This window comes from Nostoc linckia z4 (genome assembly GCF_002608075.1).
Lineage (GTDB): Bacteria > Cyanobacteriota > Cyanobacteriia > Cyanobacteriales > Nostocaceae > Nostoc > Nostoc linckia.
In genome coordinates this window covers 38,120-63,752 of record NZ_LAHA01000037.1, presented here as the reverse complement: position 1 = coordinate 63,752, position 25,633 = coordinate 38,120, and the positions used below count along the sequence as shown (strand labels likewise).

Here is a 25,633-nt window from a genome sequence, read left to right as displayed (position 1 = left end):
TGCATAACTAATTCGCTGGCTGTTGTTTGTCATTAGTCAGTCTTAACCAGAGAATACGCAACTTGGACACAAATTAGCTTAAAATTTGCCATCGCTATTATCCTGTGCGGTTTCAATTACGAATTAATAATTACTAATTACTTGGTCGGGATACGAGGGTATTATTAACCTCACTTGCTAGTCTAGCAAAGCATCCTTAGATCCATTAAGCCTGCCATAGTTTACTTTTGACAGCAAGAGTATGGCAGGCTTTTTTGTGATTTATGCTCGTAGATAACAAGACACAATATAAATGTTAACGTCACAGCTAATTTCATAAATTTAGGCAAAAAATCAAATTATTTTTGGCATGAAAAATTTCATAAACTGCGTCTAATTTGAAACTTTGAGTTTTTGGAAAATTAAGTTGTATTTTCAAATCATAGATTCTTATCTGTTAAAAGTTATCCATTTCCTTTTGAAAAACTCCAGTTCTCAACTTAGACAAAGTTTAATATAGTAATTGAACTAACAATTTCATGAAAAATTTATATTCTCAAAAATATAGGAATAATAATTAAATTTTTGATGAAACTTTAAGTAATAAACACCAATAAAAGGATAAATTGGACTATTTACTGATAACGATAGTCTGAACAGGGGAATACTAAGCCATAGAAACAAAATTATAAATATAGGTTGCAATGTCAATAGTACTAGATACACTATATGCGTTTCCTGGCTATAGGATAACTGAGCAAATTTACTCAGGTAGTAAAACCCTAGTTTATCGGGGTATTAGAGAGCAAGACCAAAAATCAGTAGTTCTCAAATTGATGCGGAGTGAATATCCTACATTCGCGGAAATTGCCCAATTTCGCAATCAATATATCATCACTAAAAACCTCGATATACCTGGTATCATCAAACCCTATAGTTTAGATAATTACCGCAATAGTTACATCTTAGTGATGGAAGATTTTGGTGGTATTTCCCTACAAAAATGGCGACTGGAAGCCAAGGATAAAAAAGAGAATAAAATTTCCGTAGATGAGTTTTTTGATATTGCTATTAAAATTGCTTCTATTCTTGAAGGACTGCACTGCGATCGCATTATTCACAAAGATATTAAACCTGCCAATATCCTGATTAATCCAACTACATGTGAGATAAAAATCATCGATTTTAGTATTGCCACACTTTTACCAAGAGAAAGCCAATGTCTGATTAACCCCAACGTTTTAGAAGGTACTCTTGCTTATATTTCTCCAGAACAAACTGGTAGGATGAACCGGGGTATTGACTACCGCACTGATTTTTATTCTCTTGGTGTAACCTTTTTTGAACTCCTTACCGGACAAGTACCTTTCACAACTAAAGATCCGATGGAGTTAGTTTACTCTCATATTGCTAAACAACCGCTAAAAGCTAGCCAGCTAAATTCCAATATTCCAGCAATTTTGTCTGAGATTATCAGCAAACTGATGGCCAAAAATGCTGAGGAACGCTATCAAAGCGTATCGGGGTTAAAGCATGATTTGGAAGTATGCCAAAAGCAATGGCAAGAAATAGGAAAGATTGCAAATTTTAAACTAGCTAGCCGCGACATCTCAGACCGTTTTGTAATCCCCGAAAAACTCTATGGTCGGCAAAATGAAGTTGCAACCCTACTTGCTGCTTTTGAGCGAGTTGCTAACCCCCTTGGCTGTTCCGTTAGATCCTATCCTCCGGTTTCTGGGTTGGCGCAGTCTCTCATGGAAAAGGAGTATCAGTTAACAGAATCACTTGCTTTAAGCCAGGAAATCCCTGCTACCTGTCAAAGGGGAATTAGGGGAGTAGAAATGATATTAGTCGCGGGTTTCTCAGGCATTGGCAAAACTGCTGTAGTTAACGAAGTTCACAAACCCATCCTGCGTCAGCGGAGTTACTTCATCAAAGGAAAATTCGATCAGTTTCAACGTGATATTCCTTTATCGGGGTTAGTGCAAGCTTTTCGAGACTTAATCGGACAACTGCTCTCAGAAACTGATGCCCAAATTCAACAATGGAAAGCCAAGATTCTCCGAGAATTAGGCACACAAACTCAGGTAATTATTGACGTAATTCCTGAACTCGAACAGATTGTTGGTCAGCAACCTTTAGTTACAGAACTTTTTGGGAGTGCCGCCCAAAATCGTTTTAATTTATTATTCCAGAAATTCATTCAAATTTTCACGACAAAGGAGCGTCCCCTTGTTATCTTTCTCGATGATTTACAATGGGCAGATACAGCTTCTTTAAAACTAATTCAGTTATTAATGTGTGAAAATAGCTTGTCTGATATCTCAGAAGATACAGAAAAAATAGCTGAAGTCAAAAGAAGTTTATTATTAATTGGTTCTTATCGAGATAATGAAATTTCAAAAGCACATCCACTTTATTTAACACTCCAAGAGATTGAACAAGCAGGAGCAAACATTAGTACTATTAATTTATTACCTTTAAATCAGGGAGATTTAAATCATTTAATTGCTGATACTCTTCATTGTCCAGAATTAGTTGCTGTTCCTTTGACTCAGATGGTGTTTGCCAAAACTAAAGGTAACCCATTCTTTTCTATTCAATTCCTCAAGTCTTTATACGAAGAAGAATTAATTGTATTAAATTTAGATCTTGGTTATTGGCAATATGATATTGCTAAAATCAAAGAATTAGCTCTTACAGATGATGTAGTACAATTTATCGCCATTCAAATAGAAAAACTACCAATCAATACCCAAAAAGTATTAAAGCTTGCTGCTTGTATTGGCAATCAATTTGATTTAAAAAGTTTAGCGATCGTCCATGAGAAATCTGTAGTAGATACAGCATCAGATTTGTGGCAAGCTTTACTGGATGGACTCATTTTACCACAGACAGAAATTTACAATATTTTTCCGGCAGATAATAATAATCAAGACTTAATTATTCAAGGTATAGAATCTACAGAAATTACAAGTATTAATTTGCAAATACCTAAATATAAATTTGTACACGATCGCGTACAACAAGCTGCTTATTCTTTAATTCCCGAAGAACAAAAAAAGCCAATTCACTTAAAAATTGGGCTACTGTTGTTGAGCAATATTCCAATCGCAGAACAAGAAGAAAGAATTTTTGAGCTTGTCAATCAGCTGAATATTGCAGTGGAATTTATCTCTCATCAAGGCAAGCGAGATGAACTCGCCCACATGAACTTAATTGCTGGACGTAAAGCTTTAGCATCAACAGCTTATGCAACTGCACTTAAATATTTAACTATCGGTATCCAGCTACTAGCACCTGATAGTTGGGAAACAAAACATCATCTCACCCTAGCCTTATATGAAACTGCCACAGAGGCAGCATATTTAGCTGGTAACTTTGAACAGATGGAGCAATTTGCAGAGGTGGTGTTGCTACGTAAACCACTGCTGGAAAAAATAAAAGTTTATCAAGTCAAAATTCAAGCTTACGGAGCGCAGAATCAAGGACTGGAGGCCATAAATACCGCACTTACATTTTTGAAGCTTTTGGGAGTGGAATTTCCCGAACATCCACAGAAGTCTGATATTCAATTAGCAATGGCAGAATTAGCATCAAATCTCAACGGCAGGCGTATTCAGGATTTAATCGAACTGCCGGAAATGATAGATGCTCAGCAAATAGCAGTGATGCATATTCTATCGACTATAACTGCGATTAGTTATTTAGTGAGGCCGGAACTGTTTCCGCTGATTTATATCAAACAAATCAACTTATCTTTAAAATATGGCAATAGTTCCTTGTCTGCTTTTGCTTATGTCAATTATGGGTTAGTACTCACTGGCGTAGTGGGAGATATTGAGTCTGCCTATGAATTTGGTCAATTAGGTGTGAATTTAGTAGAAAAATTGAATGCTAAAGAAGTCAAAACCAAAATAATTCTTGCATTTAATACAGCTATTAGACATTGGAAGGAACATACTAGACAAATACTAAAACCTTTACTGGAGAGTTACTATTCTGGAATAGAAACAGGAGATTTAGAATATGCAGCCTATTGTCTTAATGCTTATTCCTATTCTTCATATTTTGTCGGTCGGGAATTGACAGAACTAGAGCGGGAAATGGCAGCTTATAGTAATGCCATCGCTCAAATCAAACAAGAAATAGTATTTAATTGGATTAGTATCCACAGACAAAGCGTTTTAAATTTACTAGGTAATGTAGAAAATCCTTGTTGTTTAATTGGTGAAGCTTACAACGAAGAAAAAATGTTACCGCTTTATAGAGAAGCTAATGATGTAATGGGGATTTTCTATTTTTATGTCAGCAAATTACATCTTTGTTACTTATTTGAAAAATACCCTTTAGCGTTGGACAATGCTATCCTAGCAGAAAAATATTTAGATGGCGGAAGAGGACAGTTAGTTACTCCTATTTTGTATTTTTATGATTCACTAACACGGCTAGCCTTATATGGCAATGCATCTGTTTTAGAGCAACAATCTATTATGGATAAGGTTCGATTGAATCAAGAAAAAATGCAGCATTGGACACATCATGCTCCGATGAATTATTTACATAAATATTATCTTGTAGAGGCTGAACGGTGTCGCATTGGTGGTGAATATCTCGAAGCGATCGAATTTTACGATCGCGCTATTTCTCTGGCTAAAGAAAATGAGTATCTCCATGAAGAAGCTCTGGCTCAAGAAGTCACTGCTAAATTCTACCTAGAATGGGGCAAACATAAGATTGCCCAAAGCTACCTTACAGACGCTTACTATAGTTATGTTCGCTGGGGAGCCGTAGCAAAAGTTGACGATTTGGTAAAACGCTATCCTTTATTACTCGCTCCTGTATTCCAGCAAGAAAAGCTCAAACTAAATATCTATTCTAGCCAAGAAAGTACTTCTTTGAAGAACATATCTTTATCGAGTTTGAGTACTCAACAAACTGTGATTGGCTCAAAGACAAGTATTTCTGATTCTTTGGATTTAGCTACATTTATTAAAGCATCTCAAGCACTTTCTGGAGAAATTGAGCTTGAACGACTGCTTTCTAGTTTAATGGAAGTCGTCATCGAAAATGCTGGAGCTTCTAAATGTGCTTTGATTTTAAGTGAAGATGATAGCTTAGAATTAATTGTCACCGCAGTTTGTTCGATTTCCAATTTTGAAAACAGCTATACAGAATTTCCGTCCATTTCTTTAGAATCAAGCTACGATGTTCCAATTACTTTGATTAACTACGTTAAACGTTCTAGGGAAATCTTGGTTATCGATGATGCAATGGCTGTTTCCTTTTTGGCAGCAGATAGCTATATTATCTGTGAAGAACCAAAGAGTCTACTGTCTGTACCGATTATCAATCAAGGACAATTGATTGGGATTATTTATCTAGAAAATAATTTAACTACCGGAGCATTTACACGCGATCGCGTAGAAGTTCTGAAACTACTCACTACCCAAGCAGCAATATCTCTTAAGAATGCCATCCTCTACAAAAATTTAACACAAGCAAAACAAAGTTTAGAGAAATACAACCATACTCTAGAGCAAAAAGTCAAAGAAAGAACGCAGGAATTAAACGATAAAAATGAAAGATTACAACAGGCCATACAGGAATTAAAACGCGCCCAAATTCAATTAATTCAAAGCGAAAAAATGTCTTCATTAGGGCAAATGGTAGCGGGAATTGCCCATGAAATTAATAACCCCATTAACTTTATTCACGGAAATATTGCTCATGCTAGCGAGTATGTACGCCATTTGCTAGAGTTGATAACTGTTTATCAACAAGAATATCCTGATTCTTCACCTGCCATTGAGGATAAATCTGAGGAAATTGACATAGATTTTCTAGCAAAAGACTTGCCAAAAATTTTAGATTCCATGAAGGTTGGGAGTTCGCGTATCCGCACTATTGTTTTAGGCTTACGCAACTTTTCACGTCTTGATGAATATGAAATGAAGCCTGTAGATATTCACGAAGGAATAGATAATACCTTGATGATTTTGCAGCATCGACTTAAGGAGAAGAATGATTATCCGGAAATTGAAGTCATCAAAGAATACGGAAATCTACCAGAAGTGACTTGCTATGCAGGTCAGCTAAATCAGGTATTCATGAATATCTTAAGTAATGCCATCGATGCTTTAGAAGAATTATCCGTAAGTGAGCAACAAATAAATCTTAATGGAGATTTGGGAGTATCAAAAGCTCAACAACAAATAAAAAATCATTCTCCAAAAATTCGCATCTCTACTCAACTAGCAAATTCCAATACAGTGGTAATTCGCATTGCCGATAACGGTTCTGGTATCACAGAAGCCCTGCGTCAGAAAATTTTTGACCCATTTTTTACAACTAAGTCAGTGGGAAGTGGTACAGGTTTAGGATTGTCCATTAGCTATCAAATTATTGTGGACAAACACAAAGGTAATTTAACTTGTAATTCCACAATAGGAGAAGGCACAGAGTTCGTGATTGAGATACCAATGCAACAAGGTTAAGTTTATCCTACTCTGGATGGGATTTGATGTTGAGTGTTGAGTGTTGAGTGTTGACTGTTGACGGTTGACAGCTTAAAAAGCAGTATTGCGTGAGTTTGGTAAAAAGTCGGGAGTCGTGACTCTACTCCCTACTCCCGAATCCCCCCAAAAGCCCAAGGGTATTGTGTTCTAAGATACAGAGATAGCTGTTATTTTCGTCAAAGACTCTTGACACACTCGGTGTCCTGTCATTACCATCTTGACTCCACAAGAAGGCGCAAGGGTAAAGCCTTTACGTTGGGGTCGCTCTCTTTGACCATCGACTAGCGCTAGTTGATAGTTTGACAACACTGTTGCTAATACTAGTTTCATTTGAAACACAGCCAAAGCTTCACCAATACAACGACGCACACCAGCCCCAAAGGGCAGAAATTCATAGGGAGAAAATTGTCGTTCTAAAAAGCGCTCTGGTTTAAATTCCTGTGGTTTGGGGTATAAATCTTCACGTTGATGGGTGAGATAAATACTCGGAAGTGTCACAGTGCCAGGTTCTAAAGGATGTCCCAAGAGTTCAATAGGTTCTTGCACTACTCTAGGGAAAGAGAACATAACAACGGGGTGAATTCTCAAGGTTTCATTACAAACAGCTGTCAGATATGGTAGACGGTAAATACTCATGGGATCTGGGGAATCACCGAGAGTGTCTAATTCTTGGAGTAGTTTTTCACGAACTAAAGGTTTTTGGTGAATCCAATACAATCCCCAAGCGATCGCTGATGCTGTAGTTTCGTATCCAGCAAGCATTAAAGTGATCAACTGATCGCGTAACTCTTTATCCGTCATCGATTGACCGGTGTCATCCTGCGCTAACACCAGCATAGATAAGATATCTGCGCGTTCTGGATTCAGTTGCTGTCTACGTTCGGCAATTTCAGCATAGAGCAATTTATCAACTTGCTGGCGATCGCGTAGAAACTTTCCCCAAGGACTCCAAGCTCCCAAATCCTTTTGCAAAAATGAGAAAAAGAATAAACTAGAGGTTATTGGCGATCGAGTCAAATCCAACAATTCGGGTAATAAATATTTCAGTTCTTGGAATTTTTCTCCCTCATTCAACCCCAAGACAACCTGTAATATTACCTGTAGGGTTATCTCTTGTGTGAAATTACGAGCCAAGAAGTGCTGATTGACTAGTAACTGACTAAAAACCTTTGTGGATAAGTTACAGATTTGTTGACCATAAGCTCGCATTCGCTCCCCATGAAAAGCAGGCATTACGAGTTGTCGTTTTTGTTTGTGAGGAATACCCTCTTTCAAGAAAAGCGAAGCTTCTCCCACTAAAGGAGCTACAATTTTATTCGCTTCACCAATAGCAACAAACTTCTTTCTGTCATTAGTGAGAATTTCCTGGATTGCCTGGGGATGGTTCACGAATACCACAGTATCGCCAAAACCAACTATTTTACCAGTGAAAATATCAGGATATTGCTGAGCCGCTTTTTCCATATAACCGACAGGATCGGTAATCCATTGCAGCTTTTGTAGCAGCGAAGGAGTTTTAATCAGATTAGGTAATGTCATTTAATTTTTGATCGGGTTAAGTCTCGCTCAAGAATTCAACACTTCATAATTTTGTGTTAGTTCCAGCCTTTCGATACTTTGATAGCGACTTGTCTGGGAATACCAGTCATGGTTGCTGCGTATCCAAGCGTGCATTCCTGATATGTATTTTGCAAGTTCAGCATCTACTTCTTCTCCAAATGTGGGAAGAGATGCTTCTAAATTCATCATTGTTTGTATGGCATTATTATGCATTTCTACTACACGATAAATTGCCTGATTTATCGGAATTTGCTGTTGATAGTGCAGTACCAATACTAAATTATGAACATCACCACTCAACATTTCTCTAGATACAGAAAAGATATCATTACAACAGGCAATGATATGTCCTGTAAGAAATTGCAATTTGAGAATTATTTCATGTTTTCGTATAAAGTCCGGAATCGTTAAATTATGGCAAAATTCAGTCAAAGTGAGAAAAGCATCGACACCTATACTTGATTTACGCGTCATGATATACGTATCCACATCTGGTACGATTCCCTTGGCGCGGATTGCTGCTTCCTCAGTACATGCCTCTAACCATTCCTGAAAGCTAGTGATGAAATGATGGAACCATATTACACTCGTTTTTGCAAGAATCCTTTCTCTGAGGTTACTTAAAGCAAGAACAAGGGCTGTATCTTCGCTTGTAACGGCTGCCCCATTTAAGATTTCTAAATATCTCTGATTATGGAGCTTTAAAATGTCAGGTTTTTTTCCTAAATCTGATAAATCACATTGATCGTCCCAAAGAAAAACCCAACTTAACCAATCATTTGCAATCTTAATTTCTTCAATATCGCTGTCAGGATAGGCAGATGCAGCTAATAAAAAGAAATTAGACTTACAAAACCGCTTATAAGTTGATTCATTGGCCAAGAGATTGAAGCGAACCACCCATTCAATACCAAACTCTTGTAAAACATCAACATGCCGATTAACTTTGAGTGCAAATGGGCAGTGTAAACCAGGAAAAAGTAATTCTTCCATAAAAAATTCCTGAGCTAATTAAATTTCATCGATCGGCATCTCAGACTTACGCAACAAACATTGCAAACTCTTATTTCTCGGTGTTCTCTGTCTTGAAAAGTGATGATGGTTGCGAATCTCCGCTCATACTTTTCGCTGCGTTCTCTGTGGTTAGATTTTCGGTGATTTCTGCGTAAGTCCTGACATCAATGAGAACGCAACTAAGGCAATAGCTTTTTTATCTATGGCGTAGTTTTGTGAAAAAATTCACGATAGTTACAAGTTTTCCCAAGTATGAACTTGATACTTACTCCGCTGATAGCGGTAAATATGATGTATTTGAATATTTCACAAGTTACTTGGCCATTGTTGTTTTTTTCTGAAAAAAAAATAACCGTAATTATCTGTATTTATATTTTTTTGATAAAAATTATTACGTTGTTGTCTGCATCATTATAAATACTGTTGACGAACAAAAAAACTTTCAATACAGCATGAAAAATATTTTTGTTAGCTAGCGCTCGTTCTTTAAAAAACAAGGGTAATAATGACTAATTGTAAAAAAAACGAGATTCTGGTGGTATATCCATATGTGGCGATCGCCCTAGTACAATCTCAATTTTTGATGTCAGAATGTTGCTGTTATTAGAGTTTTTGGGAACTATAGTATTGTTACACTGTAAATTTTTCAGTCAGTTAAGCAAATGAGATAGCTTGCTTGCGATCGCATTCGACAAGTAATAAGGAGTTAAATTAATTTAAATACATGAGCTATAAACCAGAAATAAATATATCTAATGTCTCGGAAGAGATTTTGATTTTAGTGGTAGATGATACTACTACTAATTTACAAATCGTCTTTCAAATATTAACCGATGCAGGCTTTAAAGTTGTAACAGAAGTTAATGGAGAAAAGGCACTTAAACAAGTTGAATATAGACTACCTGACTTAATTTTATTAGATGTAATGATGCCAAAAATCGATGGTTTTGAAACATGTAAAAAGCTGAAACAAAATGCTGAAACTTGCGATATACCTGTAATTTTTATGACAGGAAATTCAGATACAGATAGTAAAATTAAAGGTCTAAATATTGGTGCAGTGGATTACATTACAAAACCTTTTCATGAAGAAGAATTACTAGCTAGAATTAAAACCCATTTGCAATTACGAAATCTGACAAAAACTTTAGAAAACCGAGTTGCAGAAAGAACAGCAGCGTTGTCTAAAGCATTAAAAGATTTACAAGAATCACAAATTCAGCTTGTACAGACAGAAAAAATGTCTGCACTTGGTCAGTTAGTTGCGGGGGTTGCTCATGAAATTAATAATCCAGTTGGTTTTATTCATGGTAATCTCGGTCACGCTTCGGTATATTTCCAAGCAATGACTAAGCTAATTGAGCTATATCAACAGCATTATCCTTATCCAGTTGCAGAAATTCAAGAAGAAATTGCAGGGATGGATTTGCAGCATATACTTTCTGATTTACCTCAATTAATTTCTTCCATGAAAGAAGGTGTTCAAAGGATTCGTAATATTAGTACCAGCTTGCGAAACTTTTCGAGAGCAGACAGCGATCGCCAAGTTTATTGCAACATTCATGATGGTATTGATAGTACAATTATGATCCTCAAACATCGTTTAAAAGCATCAGAGTGTCGTCCCAATATTGAAGTTATCAAAAATTATGGTAATTTACCAGATTTAGAGTGCTTTAGCGGACAATTAAATCAGGTATTTATGAATATATTAGCTAATGCCATTGATGCTTTAGAAGAATCTAATTTAGGGCGTAGCTATATTGAAATTGAAACCAATCCCAACAAAATTTTGATTGAAACTAGCCTTACAGAAGATAATTATGTCTTAATTCGCATTAAAGATAATGGTGTGGGCATGTCCCCTGAAGTCCAACAAAAAATCTTTGACCATTTATTCACCACCAAACCTGTAGGTCAAGGTACAGGATTAGGACTATCTATTGCTCGTCAAATTGTTGTGGAAAAACATAAAGGAACTCTGGAAGTAAATTCAGCACCAGGTCAAGGTTCTGAATTTATTATTAAGCTGCCAATTTAAATATTTCGCAACTATTATCTTGTACGAAAATAATTATTTATATATCAATCAATGTTATGTTCAAAGCAGTAGTAGGTCACAGTAACGATCCAGATTCTCTATCAGCAGTTAAGGACGTTATTCAACAATGTATCACTTCTTTGGCAGGAGATATTCCCCAAGCTGGAATTCTTTTTGCTGCAATTGACTTTGAGCATTCCCTAATTTTGCAGCAAATTCATCAAGCTTTTAGCGGAATTGAATTAATTGGTGGAACAACAGATGGTGAAATTTCTTCAGTTTTAGAATTTCAGCAAGACTCAATTACTTTAATGTTGTTTTGCTCAGACGAAGTAGAAATTTATGCTGGAGTTGGACGCCACATTTCAGCTGATACAATTACTGCAACCAAACAAGCTGTAGAACAAGCCAAAGCAAAAACTACAACAGCACCAAGCCTATGTTTAACTCATCCAGAGAGTCTGACAACTAGTGGTGTTTCTATATTAAATGGCTTAAAACTAGCTCTTGGTCAAAATGTACCAATCTTTGGCGGTTTAGCAGCTGACCAGTCAAAATATCAAAATACATACCAATTTTTTCAAACAGAAGTTTTAAGTGATTCTGTACCAATTCTACTTTTTTGCGGCAAAATATTGTTTTCTCATGGTATTGCAAGTGGTTGGCATCCCATTGGCCAAATCAGCAAAGTAACTAAAGTAGATAAGAATATTCTCTATGAAATAGATGGTAAACCAGCCTTGGATTTTTATCATCATTATCTAGGGTTGCTTCCTCCTTCAATGGAATATCCCCTAGCAGTATTTGAGCAAGATACAGACAACTTTTATATTAGAGCGCCCATTGCTTACGAACCAGAATCTGGTAGTATCACGTTTTTTGCAGATATTCCTGACCAAGCAATGATTCAAATTTCTGAAGCAGGTTATGAAGATATTCTTGCAGCTTCTAAAGCATCATTTATGAATGCTTTAAATAATTATCCAGGTAAAGAACCAAGTGCTGTTTTATTTTTTTCATGTGTAGCTCGTAGGCAAATACTTGGTACTAGGGCACAAGAAGAGTACGAAAATACCAAAATTTGTCTGGACAATTATTTACCTATCTGTGGATTTTATTCTAATGGAGAGATTGCTCCTATAGACCTCATGAATCAAACGCAATTTCACAATGAAACTTTTGTAACTTTAATTTTGGGAGTTCAGTAAAATTTGATGGAAAGTTTTGATTGTGAAAAAGAAATTCAACAACTCAGAAAAACCAATAGAATCATCAAAAAACAGTTGGAGAGGTCTGAGGCAGACCGCATGAGATTAGAAGATATCAATAAAAAGAAAGAATCTTTACTGAAACAAGTAATTTATGAGTTACAAGAATATCAAAATAAATTAGAAGAAAGAAGTCAAGAACTAGAAATGATGGTTTTTAATCTTCAGATGATGGAAAATAAAATGTCCACATTAGGAAGTCTAGTTGCAGATGTCGCCCACGAAATTAACAATCCCATTGGATTTATAGCAGGTAATTTAACTCCGATTCAAGAGTATATTGATAAATTATTGTCTTTGTTAGATATCTATCAGCAAACTTATTCTCAAGCATCTGAGGAAATTCAAAAAAAAAGCAACTCCATTGACCTGGAATTTATTCGTGAGGACTTGCCTCAACTCATTTCTTCAATCAAAGAAGGTACAGATCGAATTTCCAATCTCAGCAAGAGCTTACGAACTTTCTCTAGAGCAGACACAGAACAAAAAATTCTCTTTAACATTCACGAAGGTATTAATAGTACTCTCGTTATTCTCAAACATCGTTTGCAAGCAAATAAAAATCGTCCTGCTATTCAAGTCATTAAAGATTATGGTGAATTTTCATTAGTAGAATGCTTTCCTGGGCAACTCAATCAGGTATTTATGAATTTATTAGCAAATGCTATTGATGCTTTAGAAGAGTCTAATTCTGGATTGACTTTTGATGAAATTAAGGGCAATCCCAATCAAATTACAATTCATACTGCCCTAACTGAAGATAAAAATCATGTTTTGATTCGGATTAAAGATAATGGAGTCGGAATATCAGCTGAAATAAAAGAAAAAATTTTTAACCATTTATTTACAACTAAAACGGTGGGTAAAGGAACAGGATTAGGATTATCAATTGCCCATCAAATCATTGTGCAAAAACACAAGGGAACTTTGGAAGTAAATTCTGTGTTGGGAGAAGGATCGGAATTTATAATCACCATCCCACTTTATTAAGATAGTTAAATCTTTTCTAATAATGTTAAGACTTACGCAAGTACTATTTTGTCATGGCGATCGTGACGTAGTACAGAAAAGCGATCCCAGAGGGCGATCGCTCGTTCCCATGATGTGATAAAATAGAAAATCTTGAGAGCATACTGTCTCAATTTTATTAAAAAATAGTTTACATAAATTTTCCTTTGGATAATAGAAGCGTATCAATATCGGCTTATACGAAATTCAACCATTAACACAAATTAAAACTCTTGATTTCAGTTACTTGAGAGTTATTTTTGGGAACTCTAAAACTGTAGTTCTAAAGTTGTGTTTTTAAAGTTTATGTCAACTTCCTTTAATCATTCAATAAGTAGCCTGAATCTCCCCTTAGAACGCGATCTATTTTTACGTACATTAATCAGAGAATTATCTGGTACATTACAGGATGTAGTTGGCTTAGAAGAGGCTTCTGGATTTATTAGTGTAGTTGGTGAAAGGATGGGTAGTCAGATTAACCAAGATTATAAATCTGCTTTAGAAGTCTCACATCTTTCCCAAAAGCAAGTAGCTGATGTCTTAGTTGATTTAAAAAAACGCATTCAAGGTGATTTTTATATTATTGAACAGGATGATGAAAAAATTGTTTTTGGTAATCGCGTTTGTCCATTTGGGGACAAAGTTGTTAATCGTCCTGCTATGTGTATGATGACTTCAAATGTCTTTGGAACCATCGCAGCGAATAATCTAGGATATGCGAAAGTGCAATTGCAAAATACCATAGCACAGGGAGATTTTGGGTGCAGAGTTATCGTTTATTTAAAACTTACCCCAGAGGCAGAAGAGGTAGAAGGTAGAGAATACTTTAGAGGGGTAGAATCTATGTAAACTCTTGGCTACTAAATTAATTCCACCATACTAGCTCTGGTGTAGAGCGGTAAAGTTTAGTCCAAGTTTAAATTGCAAGCCCATGACTCCTGAACAATTTATTGAACTTGCCATAGTTTTACCAGAACCTTTACTTTTAGTAACTAATGAGGGTCAAGTTTTAGCTACCAATCAAGCAGTAGCAGATATGCTGAAATTACGCCGTCAGGAACTCCAAGGGAAAATGCTTTTTGATTTGGTAACTGAGCCTGCTAGCGATATTATCAAGTATTTACAAGCGTGTTCCACTAGTAGAGCTATGATTTTAGGTTCTTTAACTTTAAATAGAAATGATGGGCAAACATTAAGGTGTCGTACTCAAGGAGCAGTTATCCAACCTTGGTCTCCTGAATCTTCAGCTTTAATTCTTTTGCGGTTGGAAAATAGAAATTTAGCGAGCAATAATTTCCTTCTTCTCAACCAAAAAATCGATCAGTTAGCAAAAGAAGTTCAAAAACGCAAACAAGCGGAGTTAGAACTCCAAAAAGCAAATGAAGAACTAGAAATTCGGGTTGAAGAACGTACAACTGCTTTACAAGAAACACTAAAGGAACTACAACTCACCCAAACTCAGCTAATCCAAGCTGAAAAAATGTCTAGTTTAGGTCAGATGGTGGCTGGTATTGCTCACGAAGTTAATAACCCCGTGAGTTTTATTTATGGCAACCTCCATCATGCTTATAAATACACTCAAGATTTACTCAAATTAGTGGAAATTTATCAAACAATTTGTCCCAATCCGCCTCTAGAAATTCAACAACAAATAGAAGAAATAGACTTAAATTTCCTCATTGAAGATATAACTAAACTCTTCAATTCTATGACGGTGGGGACACAGCGCATTCAAGATATTGTTAAATCATTAAGAAGTTTTTCTAGACTTGATGAAGCTGAACTGAAGCAAGTTAATATTCATGAGGGAATTGATAGTACTTTAATGATTTTGGATCATCGGCTGCAAGCTAAAGATGAGTGTCCAGAAATCAAAGTCGTTAAAAAATATGGGCAACTACCCAATGTCACTTGCTACCCCGGTCAACTCAATCAAGTATTTATGAATATCTTGGTGAATGCCATTGATGCTTTGGAAAAGTCGGCACTCAATGGTCGGTGGTCAGCAGTCAATTCACAAACAACTGACAATCCCCAAATTCAAATTATTACTGAAGTAATCGATGAAAACTCGATAATGGTTACTATTGCTGATAATGGTTTGGGAATCGACGAACAAGTTAGCTCAAAGCTATTTGACCCATTTTTTACTACTAAGCCTGTAGGTCAAGGCACTGGGCTGGGTTTATTTATCAGTTATCAGATTATCGTGGAAAAACATGGCGGCAAACTTAGCTGTTTTTCTACTCCCGGTAAAGGTGCAGAATTTGTTATTAAAATACCTATTTGTTCATAGAATTTGAGATTTTGGATTGATAATGTAGTTCTATGGTAGGCAATAGGCAATAGGCTTTAAAGTATCTTGGTATATGGATTTTTGGGTAAGCTTATTTCCTAAAATATACTTCAACTGCGATAAATCTTGGCTCAGTAAATCGAATTTAAAAAACGCCTGTTTGCTAATTAACAAACAGGCGCTTCTTTGGTAGCACAGAGTTTTATTCAGATGCAGAAGATTAAATCTTAGCAGTCGAATCAACTACGTGTTGAGACTGACTTACTGAATCTAAGTTTGGCACAATTGGTGGATTTTGTGCTTGTACAGTGCTATTGATTGTTGCTTGCAAAATTGCACTATGGGTGATGGAATGGTTAACCAATGTAAATAATGGATTTGACAAAATCCCGGCAATGGAAGTGGCGATTAAAGTAACCACTAAGCCGACTTGCAAAGGTCTAAATCCAGGCAGATTCCAACTTACTGGGGGATAATTCTTCACGGCGTCGGACATTTCATGGGGTTCTTTGACCACCATCATCTTGACTACGCGAATGTAGTAGTAGATGGAGACAACGCTAGTAACTAAACCCAGCAAGACTAAACCGTAAAGACCTGCTTGCCAACCAGCCCAAAACAAGTAAATCTTGCCAAAAAATCCAGCTAATGGTGGAATACCGCCCAAGGAAAGTAGGGAGATACTCAAGCCCAATGTTAGAAGTGGGTCTTTTTGATATAGTCCAGAATATTCGGCAATTTGGTCGGTTCCTGTCCGCAAGGAGAACAGAATGATGCAGGTAAAACCGCACAGGTTCATGAATAGGTAAACCAGGAGGTAAAAGATCATACTGGCGTACCCTGCCTGTGTGCTAGCGATTAAGCCAATCATCACAAACCCGGCTTGGGCAATGGATGAATAAGCTAGCATCCGTTTCATGCTGGTTTGGGCTAGGGCGACTACGTTACCCAAAATCATGCTGAGAACGGCCAGAGCAGTGAAGACAAACTTCCACTCTTCTACAACCAGTGGAAAGGCTGTTGTCAGCAAGCGGATAGCTAAAGCAAATCCAGCTGCTTTGGAACCTACGGATAAAAAGGCGATTACCGGGGTGGGAGCGCCTTCGTAAACGTCTGGCGTCCACTGGTGGAAGGGTGCGGCGGAGATTTTAAAGCCAATACCTGCGATTACAAACACTAGAGCAATGACTAAACCTAAAGATTGACCAGCCTTAGCTGTGGCAATGCCAGTGGCGATCGCACTTAGTTCAGTTTGTCCACCTGATAACCCATACAGCAATGATACTCCGTACAAAAATACTGCTGTACTGGAAGCTCCAATTAACAAGTATTTCAGAGCCGCTTCGTTGGAGCGGGGGTCACGCTTGGTATATCCTGTTAGCAAGTAAGAGGAAATACTCAGGGTTTCTAGGGAGATAAAAATCATGACTAACTCACTAGCCCCGGATAAAAACATCCCTCCAAGGGTAGCAGTCAGCAAAATAGCGATGAATTCTGCTAAAGCGGTGCCACTCTGCTCAATGTAGCGAATTGACATCAGTATAGTAAAAGCGGCAGACAACGCGATGATACCGCGAAAGACGATACTCAGGTTGTCACTGTTAAAGCCGCCGCTAAAAGAGATGGGATTGGAAGCATCCCATTGAAAAGACAGGGCGATAATCGAAGCTAATAAACCCGCGATCGCTAGATATCCAATCGAACGCGAGGATGTACGCCCCAAAATCAAATCAACAATCAAAACCCCCAAGAGGGTGAGAATCACAATTCCCTCTGGTAAGATCGTTCCAGCATTTAACTGGGATGCAAGATTAGCAAAATCCATGAGATGTATAGGTTTTGGCGATTAGACATTAAGGCTAACTCTGTTCATTCTATCTATTGTTCTTTACCAAAATTGCATTAAAATTTCTCTCTTAAGCTAAAATTCCCCCTTGGATGCAAGTAGCTCCAACAAAGAGTAACAGCTTGTTGCTAGACAAATTACTATGCTGACCATCGAATTAAATTATGTTGAAGAGTATTAGATTGCTAATTTACATTCAACATTGATGTTTCAAACAAATAAGCAGTTCAGGCTCTTCTGAACTGCTTACTTACAATTTTTGTAGCTTCAGTTATCTACTAAACTGCTAATTTTGGTGTAGTTTTTGCTTGGCGTAGGCGTAGCCCGTCGTAGACATAGCTAATAAAGCTTTTGCCTTTGTCAATCGTCTCAAAACTTAATACCCTCGTGAGTATCCACTGTTATTATTTTTTTGCCAACCACCACCGCCAGAGCGAGTAGCTTTCTCCTCTCGTGGTCTTGCTTTGTTAACTTTCATTACACGACCCATCCATTCAGCACCATCTAAAGCCTGAATAGCAGCGTCTTCTGCGGCTGATGATTCCATTTCCACAAAACCAAAGCCCCGTGCGCGTCCTGTTTCCCTGTCTGTGGGTAATTGAACGCGTGTAACGGCACCATATTCGGAAAATACCTTACTAAGGTCATCTTGTGTGACGCTGTAGGATAGGTTCCCTACGTAGATTGACATGAAACTCTCCAGAATCCATTGATGCAGAGATGTTTATCCGGAGAGCCGCTTGCAATTATTACTAAAAACAAGATTCGTATCGCCGAACTTAACTTCTCCAAAATTATCCTACCATAACTTTCCATTTGGCCAAGCCCAAATTCGTGCATTTGTCCTCATGTATGGTAAAATCCATCGTTTTTCTCTATACTTACTATTTATATTTCTTACCTTACTGTTGATTGCTCAAATCAGGTTTGTACTGCAAATTCCTTGGGTTATATTACTTATTCTATCCAGCAAATTGCTTCATAGTCTGATTTTTTGGTAGGTAGAACTCGCAAGGCGTGAATCAAGCCTGTACTTGGGCAAGTCACTTTTAATAATGTGTGTTTTTGGAATTTAATTGAATGATATATTCAGGTTAATTGGGATTTTTTAGATGAGTAACAATTTATCAATGGAGAGAGTCCCTGAAGTAGTCTTATGTTTGCACGCCAAATTCCTCTGCATCTACTCCCCAATTTACCCAGCGAATCGCTTCACGCGCTGAGTTAATATTTGGCGGAACTCGCAAGGCGTGAATAAAGCCTGTACTTGGGCAAACCATTTTTAATAAATAAATTGGTTCTTCATCAACATCAGCATCAATTTTTAATAGTGTGTATTCAGCCCAAGTATCTAATTCAATAGCTTGTAATTCTTGGCAAATTCGAGCGTAACCAATACCTTGAATTAAGACTCGACGTAGTTCGGCGTTTTCCTCTGATAAAAGCCATTGAGGTTGCCATTGCTTTGGGTGAACTTTACCGTATTTTTCAGGCAAGGTTACGCCGTGGTAGGAGTAGAGGCTAAATCCATCAGCATACTCTATTGCGGGTTCGCCTTCAGCGTGGAGGCGATTTTGATTGTCGAAGCGCAAGTGAAGGGGGCGATCGCATATAATGGCTATATTCTTATCTGGAAAAATCCAACCACAATTTTTCATTAGATTTTGTAAGATTAACCAAAGTTGTTGAGAGACATTCCATTTTAATTCAGATATACAGAAATCAATACAAATAACTTCACCAAGCAATAGTTCTGGTGATATATAATTTAAGTTATAAATACTAAGATCGAAGTTTTCATAAAAGATATACAAAGATTGATCGAATTCTTTCGATAAAATCCAAGCATATATATCACATATATCAAGTATTGAATTTACAATTATTTCTTGTTTAATGAAAATTTCTAACTCTTTATTTGCTATTTGGTTTTCTATCTCATCTAGTATTGGAAATAAAAATTTTTCTCGAAACTTGTAAGCTTTCTGGTTAAATAAAGAGTTATCTAATTGCAGCATAAATTCTTTCAAAGCTGCATAAGGACTATCATAAAATAGAATTTTAGGCTCATCGAAGTCCATACTTTTATAAGCAGCTTTAACAACTTCCGCCGCTTTCTCTCTATCAATTCGCTCAGTTGAAAGTGCAATCTTCCGCCACTTCTCCCGATAAACTGGAATCAAAGCCTCTTGCTCAGGCGTTAACTTTTCAATCAGCGACATAACGCCAACCTTCAGGCTCGTATTCTCGCTGAATTTTCACCATCCAGTCACCTTGGGGAATTGAAATAGCTTTATGCTCCTCATGAGCTAGCAATGCCGAGTCAGAAAAAATACGTAAATAGAGCGTGCTATCTTTCTCGTACAATTCTGCCTTGCCTTCAGTAATTCGATGTTTATGACCCGTAACTTCGCCTTCTGCCAAAGTTAGATGAGGTATTTTTTGTCCTTCAACCTGCTGCACCGGCAATAATATGACATCACCTTGACGAATTGGTAGCATGATTTTGCTTTCCTGACATGGGCATAAACCCACTTCGCTTTTTTGCTTGAGTTTGGTTTAATTTTGGCACAAGCTCTTAATAATTGGGCATTGGGGGTGTGGGAGGTGTGGGAGGTGTGGGAGGTGTGGGAGGTGTGGGAGGATGAAGAAGATGGAAAAGAAATCTTTCCCCTCTCTCTCCCCACACTCCCCCATCCCCCCACACTCCCCACACTCCCCACTCCCTTACTCCCCTTGCGGAGTATTTTAAAAACTCTACTCGCCAATTATGCGATAGATAAGTTAAAGATTGAAATAGCTGGAAATTCACATCTAGCTTTCCCTCTCCTATACTCTGGGAAGGACTGTACCCTAACTTAGGGTGGATTTTCTCCCAAGCGGGCAGTTTGTGTGAGGATTAAATCACCGCCCTAAGCGTGACGTTTTATCTTGACAATTTGTAAAAATTACCTCAATTTGACTGTTTAGCTTAGCAGCTATTCTTTTTTTTGAAATTTCCATGTCAACTCTCGTCATCGTCGAATCTCCAACCAAAGCTCGTACCATTCGCAACTACTTGCCATCAGACTATAAGGTAGAGGCGTCTATGGGTCATGTACGTGACCTCCCCCAGTCGGCTACTGAAATTCCCGCCGCCGTCAAAGGGGAAAAATGGGCGCAGCTAGGGGTAAATGTGGACGCCGACTTTGAACCGGTATATGTTGTCCCGAAAGACAAAAAGAAAATTGTCACTCAGCTCAAGGATGCACTTAAAGATGCAGATGAGCTGATTCTGGCAACAGACGAAGACCGGGAAGGTGAAAGCATTAGTTGGCATTTATACCAATTGCTGAAGCCGAAAGTTCCGACTAAGCGGATGGTGTTTCACGAAATTACTCAAGATGCCATCAAAAAAGCGCTGAAAAACTGCCGCAATATCGATGAGCAGTTGGTTCGCGCCCAAGAAACGCGGCGAATCTTAGACCGATTAGTGGGTTATACTTTGTCTCCGTTGCTATGGAAAAAAATCGCCTGGGGATTATCTGCTGGGCGGGTGCAGTCTGTAGCGGTGCGACTTTTGGTGAGCAAGGAACGCCAGCGTCGGGCTTTCCATGAAGGTACTTACTGGGATTTAAAAGCTAGTTTAGAAAAGGATAAAACACCCTTTGCTGCCCAGTTGGTGACGCTAGGAGGAAGCAAAATCGCTAGTGGCGGCGATTTTGACCCTGCAACCGGACAAATTGTCCAAGGTCGCAATGTCTTGTTACTCAATGAAGAACAAGCCCTAGCCCTGAAAGAACGCCTGACTGGGAAAACTTGGAGTGTCACTGACATCGAAGAACGCCCAGTAACGCGTAAACCAGCACCACCGTTCACTACCTCGACCCTACAACAAGAATCTAACCGGAAACTGCGCCTCTCAGCCCGCGATACGATGCGAATTGCCCAGAATTTGTACGAACAGGGGTATATTACCTATATGCGGACAGATTCGGTACATTTGTCAGATCAAGCGATCGCCGCTGCTAGAAGTTGTGTAGAAAAACTTTACGGTCAGCGATATCTCAGCCCCCAACCAAGGCAATACACCACCAAATCCAAAGGCGCACAGGAAGCCCACGAAGCAATTCGTCCCGCAGGTAGCACTTTCCGCACCCCCCAAGAAACCGGTTTGGGCGGTCGCGAACTCGCTGTCTACGATTTAATTTGGAAGCGTACTGTGGCTTGCCAAATGGCTGATTCTCGGCAAACCCAAATTTCCGTACAATTGCAAGTGGAAGACGCTGGTTTTCGTTCTTCTGGTAAGCGCATTGAATTTCCGGGATATTTACGCGCTTACGTTGAAGGCTCAGACGACCCAGAAGCAGCACTGGAAGACCAAGAAGTAATTTTACCTAGCCTGAAAGTGGGCGATCGCCCCAATTGTACTGAACTAGAAGCCGTTGGTCACGAAACTCAACCCCCAGCTAGGTACACCGAAGCGACTCTAGTAAAAACCTTAGAAAGTGAAGGTATCGGTCGTCCCAGTACCTACGCCAGCATCATTGGCACTATCATCGACAAGGGTTATGCCCAATTGGTGAATAACGCCCTTATACCCACCTTCACTGCTTTCGCCGTCACCGACTTGCTGGAAAAACATTTCCCCGATATCGTCGATCCCAGCTTTACCTCAAAAATGGAGCAAACCCTCGACGACATCGCCACAGGTGAAGCTAAATGGCTGCCCTACCTCCAGGAATTTTATTTGGGAGACAAAGGTCTAGAAACCCTAGTCAAGGAACAGGAAAGCCAAATTGACGCCTCTAAAGCTAGAACTGTAGAACTGGAAAATTTAGCAGCCAAAGTCCGCATTGGTAAATATGGCCCTTACATTGAAGTTGAAAATGGTGAAGGTGTTGTCACTGCCTCAATTCCCAAAGACTTGACACCAGCTGACCTCGACCCCAAACAGGTAGAAGTATTGCTGCGGCAAAAAACCACCGGCCCAGACCAAGTAGGACGCCATCCCGAAACTGGCGAACCAATTTATGTGAAAATTGGTGCCTATGGCCCTTATGTCCAATTAGGGGACAAGTCCGAGGAAAATCCCAAACCGAAACAAGCTTCTCTACCCAAAGGCGTCACCCCAGAAAACGTTACCCTGGAAATGGCTGTTGGTCTGTTAGCACTACCCCGGACATTAGGAACTCATCCAGTTACTGGCAGCAAAATTCAAGCGAGTTTGGGACGCTTTGGCCCCTATATCGTTCACGACCAGGGTAAGGAAGGAAAAGATTATCGCTCCCTGAAAGCTGGAGATAATGTATTGACAGTCACCCTGGAACGTGCATTGGAGTTATTATCCGAGCCAAAAAAGGGACGCAGTTCCACCAACAGCAAGTCCAAGGCAGCTTTACGCGAATTGGGTACACATCCAGAAGACGACGACCCAGTGAATATCTACGACGGCCCCTATGGCCCTTACATCAAGCATGGCAAAACTAATGCCAGAATCCCAGAGGGTCAATCTGTAGAAGATATAACGCTGGCTATGGCTTTGGAATTGTTGGCTGCTAAAGCTGGGACAGGAAAATCCACTCGCAAAACTACAAAATCAACAACTTCTAAATCTAAGTCAACTGCATCTAAGTCAACAGCGAAGTCATCGACCACAGCGACGAAGAAAAAGACGGCGGAAGGCTAACAATTGAAGATTTGAGATTTTGGATAATTTACTGAGCAACCTTGCAAAGTTCAAAATTTTCTTGATCCATCCCCCAATCTGTAACCAGCAGATTTTAGCTTGATAAATTAGCAGCTCCCCTTGACTCTTGACCCTAGATACCCATCCCTGGTAGGATGCAGTTCTATAGGTTGCAAGTGTGATACTCTAAAAAGTATGGGAAAACACAACCCCAAATTTTAGAAGTGGCTAATGTCCCAAAAACGGGATTGTGTATGAGCTACGTTAAAAGCTAGAGGTGCAAAAGTACGCAACTTAATGCGTAATTGTTAATCAAAATTGAGGTAGTATCTCAGGAGCGGTCAGTTCATGGACTATATAGAAAAGGTGCTAGAAAAGCTTAAGGAATTAGCACGCAGGCTAATTGAGAGCCTTTTAGGGCCAGAGGTTGAGCCGGAACCGGAACTGATTCCGATTCCTGTGAACGATCGCTCACGCCGTCGCTAGTAGCCCCGAAAGTGGTAAGCTCGACTTTAGAACCCTTAAGTATTCTGGCACTGCACGGGCCAAACTTAAACTTGCTAGGACAGCGAGAACCAGGAATTTATGGCTCGTTGACATTAGCGGAAATTAACCGCCTGTTAGAAGAAGAAGGATTAAAATTACAGGCGAAAATTTTTCCCTTGCAGTCGAATCATGAAGGAATTTTGGTGGATGCTATTCATCAAGCATGGGGGCAACATCAAGGAATTTTAATTAATGCAGGGGCATATACCCACACAAGTGTGGCATTGCGAGATGCGATCGCTGCCGTAAACTTGCCTACAGTAGAAGTACATCTAAGTAATATTTATCGTCGGGAAGATTTCCGCCATTATTCTTACATAGCCCCAGTAGCAATTGGTCAAATCAGTGGTTTTGGCCATCAAAGTTACTTGTTGGGCTTACAAGCTTTGGTAAATTATTTAAGAGTTAGGAGTTAGGAGTTAGGAGTTAGGAGTTAGGAGTTAGGCGTTTGGAGTTTGGAGTTTGGAGTTTGGAGTTAAGATATGGATGGTGTTGGGCTTACAAGCACTAGTGAATTATTTAAGAGTTATTTAAGAGTTAGAAGTTAAAATCTTGATAGCAAAGTCAGGAATTATAAATTTTGATAATTAACTCCTCACTCCTAGCTTTATTTAATGCGTTACTCTCTTATCAGTCGGTTTAGAGGTACTTTATTCGGAGCATTCCTGGGAGGAAGTGTAACCTCTGGTGGTGGAATAGAGCCTCAGAACTACCCCAATTTTGGTAGAATGGCAATTCTCGGTACCCAAAGTTTAATTAACTTGGGTAGATTAGATATAGATGATTGGATAGCCCGTCAACAACAAGCTTCTCTTGATTTAACTCCAACAGAGATAATTATTGCCACATTACCAGTGGCACTTTTTTATCATGAAAATCCAATTAAGTTACGAAAAAACTTGCTAAGTCTCCTAAAAATCTGGGGTGAAGATCCAGTAGTTAGGGATGGAACCTTAGCAGTAGGATATACCATTGCTTTGGCTTTGACTGAAAAACTCGATCCCCTGACACTGATTCCCGAAATAATTGCCTTCCTGCAAGAAACGCCTACCTCAATACCGAAAAAATTATTAAGAATTCAGAATTTACTAGCACAAGGCGCTGGATTAGAAAGGGTACAAGCTGAGTTTACTGGTAAAGAAACGCTCAGTAACACAATTGCCATCGCATTTTATTGTTTTCTGAGTACATTAGAAGACTTTCGTCTTGCAGTTTTGCGAGCGACTCACAAAGGTGATTCCAAACAACAAGCCACGCATCCCACAGCATACTCTACGGGTGTAATTACAGCTGCTTTATCAGGTGCGTATAACACTACAGCAGGAATGCCTTTAAATTGGCGAGTCTTGTTTTTAGAAAACAACTCTCCAACGTCCGAATTAACAAGCTTTGAGGAAATGTTAGAATTGGCTGATGCACTTGTGGCTGTGTGGTCTGGATTGTATAATAGCATCCGCTTAGATCCTAAAAAGTTAACAGAGGAGGAATGTGCCATCTCCAAGGCAGCTTTGCTTTCAGTTTACGCAGCTCCTCGTGTTATTCGGTTGCGTTAATACTATTTTCAGCGAACAACAGTGCGGATGCCAAACTCGCAATATTGAAAGTATCCTATACTAATATTTTTCAGTAAACCCTCGATTTGTTTCTGTAGCTAACTTCCGCAACCGTAGTTGCAGTAGTAGCGGCAGATCTAAATTTCCTGATGATTGTTTTGTCTTGAGCTAAGCTAATGAACATTCAAGTTTCATATAACCAGGTTTGAAGCCGCTGACTTTATGTTCGGTTGAAAACTTATCATTAGGGCTGACGCTCTAAAGTTCAGAAACTTAATTGACACTCTTGTGCCTACAACAACAGGAGATTCTAGCTTCAACGGCGTTACTCAAGCC

Annotated in this window: 17 protein-coding genes; 10 read left to right on the top strand and 7 right to left on the bottom strand. The window is 38.7% G+C overall.

Translation table 11 applies throughout. The features are described 5' to 3' along the window. Positions 1-683 precede the first annotated feature (683 nt). Positions 684-6,476, top strand: a complete 5,793-nt coding sequence (locus VF06_RS24800; RefSeq protein ID WP_099068389.1) for an ATP-binding sensor histidine kinase — start codon at positions 684-686, stop codon at positions 6,474-6,476. 168 nt (positions 6,477-6,644) lie between these two features. Here VF06_RS24800 and VF06_RS24795 read toward each other — a convergent pair whose 3' ends face one another. Together VF06_RS24795 and VF06_RS24790 are read right to left on the bottom strand one after the other, a co-directional pair. Further along, on the bottom strand, positions 6,645-8,036 hold the full coding sequence (locus VF06_RS24795; protein ID WP_099068388.1) for a cytochrome P450: 1,392 nt from the start codon (positions 8,034-8,036) through the stop codon (positions 6,645-6,647). Between the two features lie 27 nt (positions 8,037-8,063). Continuing rightward, the gene (locus VF06_RS24790; RefSeq protein ID WP_099068387.1) at positions 8,064-9,050 is read right to left on the bottom strand and encodes a terpene synthase family protein; all 987 of its coding nucleotides are present in this window, start codon (positions 9,048-9,050) and stop codon (positions 8,064-8,066) included. A 745-nt stretch (positions 9,051-9,795) separates the two neighbouring features. Here VF06_RS24790 and VF06_RS24785 point away from each other — a divergent pair. The 5 genes from VF06_RS24785 to VF06_RS24765 all read left to right on the top strand — a co-directional run bounded on the left by VF06_RS24785 (position 9,796) and on the right by VF06_RS24765 (position 15,684). Beyond that, complete coding sequence (locus VF06_RS24785; protein ID WP_099068386.1) at positions 9,796-11,112, top strand: hybrid sensor histidine kinase/response regulator; 1,317 nt, start codon at positions 9,796-9,798, stop codon at positions 11,110-11,112. Between the two features lie 56 nt (positions 11,113-11,168). Next, positions 11,169-12,320: an FIST signal transduction protein gene (locus tag VF06_RS24780; protein WP_099068385.1), complete on the top strand. Its 1,152-nt coding sequence runs from the start codon at positions 11,169-11,171 to the stop codon at positions 12,318-12,320. 6 nt (positions 12,321-12,326) lie between these two features. Beyond that, a complete protein-coding gene (locus tag VF06_RS24775; RefSeq protein ID WP_099068384.1) occupies positions 12,327-13,370 on the top strand; it encodes a sensor histidine kinase in 1,044 nt (347 codons plus the stop codon). Between the two features lie 324 nt (positions 13,371-13,694). Beyond that, on the top strand, positions 13,695-14,237 hold the full coding sequence (locus tag VF06_RS24770; protein ID WP_099068383.1) for a methanogen output domain 1-containing protein: 543 nt from the start codon (positions 13,695-13,697) through the stop codon (positions 14,235-14,237). 82 nt (positions 14,238-14,319) lie between these two features. After that, entirely contained in the window at positions 14,320-15,684 is a 1,365-nt protein-coding gene (locus VF06_RS24765; RefSeq protein ID WP_099068382.1) for an ATP-binding protein, read from the top strand. 220 nt (positions 15,685-15,904) lie between these two features. Here the strand turns inward: VF06_RS24765 and VF06_RS24760 are convergent, their stop codons facing one another. The 5 genes from VF06_RS24760 to VF06_RS41215 form a co-directional block, all read right to left on the bottom strand. Then, positions 15,905-17,509: an NAD(P)H-quinone oxidoreductase subunit N gene (locus VF06_RS24760; protein ID WP_099068381.1), complete on the bottom strand. Its 1,605-nt coding sequence runs from the start codon at positions 17,507-17,509 to the stop codon at positions 15,905-15,907. Positions 17,510-17,906: 397 nt separating this feature from the next. Next, complete coding sequence (rbp, locus tag VF06_RS24755) at positions 17,907-18,221, bottom strand: RNA-binding regulator (protein WP_096535928.1); 315 nt, start codon at positions 18,219-18,221, stop codon at positions 17,907-17,909. Positions 18,222-18,684: 463 nt separating this feature from the next. Beyond that, entirely contained in the window at positions 18,685-19,752 is a 1,068-nt protein-coding gene (locus VF06_RS24750; protein WP_180267494.1) for a DUF6745 domain-containing protein, read from the bottom strand. Then, entirely contained in the window at positions 19,739-20,032 is a 294-nt protein-coding gene (locus VF06_RS24745) for a DUF8820 family protein (protein ID WP_099068380.1), read from the bottom strand. Before VF06_RS24745 ends, VF06_RS24750 begins: the two co-directional genes overlap by 14 nt. 76 nt (positions 20,033-20,108) lie before the next feature. After that, positions 20,109-20,342: a hypothetical protein gene (locus VF06_RS41215; RefSeq protein ID WP_100793677.1), complete on the bottom strand. Its 234-nt coding sequence runs from the start codon at positions 20,340-20,342 to the stop codon at positions 20,109-20,111. Between the two features lie 189 nt (positions 20,343-20,531). Here VF06_RS41215 and topA point away from each other — a divergent pair, with 189 nt between their 5' ends. The 4 genes from topA to VF06_RS24730 all read left to right on the top strand — a co-directional run bounded on the left by topA (position 20,532) and on the right by VF06_RS24730 (position 25,297). Beyond that, positions 20,532-23,198, top strand: a complete 2,667-nt coding sequence (topA, locus tag VF06_RS24740) for a type I DNA topoisomerase (protein WP_099068379.1) — start codon at positions 20,532-20,534, stop codon at positions 23,196-23,198. A 348-nt stretch (positions 23,199-23,546) separates the two neighbouring features. After that, positions 23,547-23,684, top strand: coding sequence for a hypothetical protein (locus VF06_RS41210; protein ID WP_180267495.1), 138 nt, complete (start codon positions 23,547-23,549; stop codon positions 23,682-23,684). An 11-nt stretch (positions 23,685-23,695) separates the two neighbouring features. Then, positions 23,696-24,160, top strand: a complete 465-nt coding sequence (gene aroQ / locus VF06_RS24735; RefSeq protein WP_099068378.1) for a type II 3-dehydroquinate dehydratase — start codon at positions 23,696-23,698, stop codon at positions 24,158-24,160. 198 nt (positions 24,161-24,358) lie between these two features. Beyond that, positions 24,359-25,297, top strand: a complete 939-nt coding sequence (locus VF06_RS24730; RefSeq protein ID WP_099068377.1) for an ADP-ribosylglycohydrolase family protein — start codon at positions 24,359-24,361, stop codon at positions 25,295-25,297. Positions 25,298-25,633: the final 336 nt, after the last annotated feature.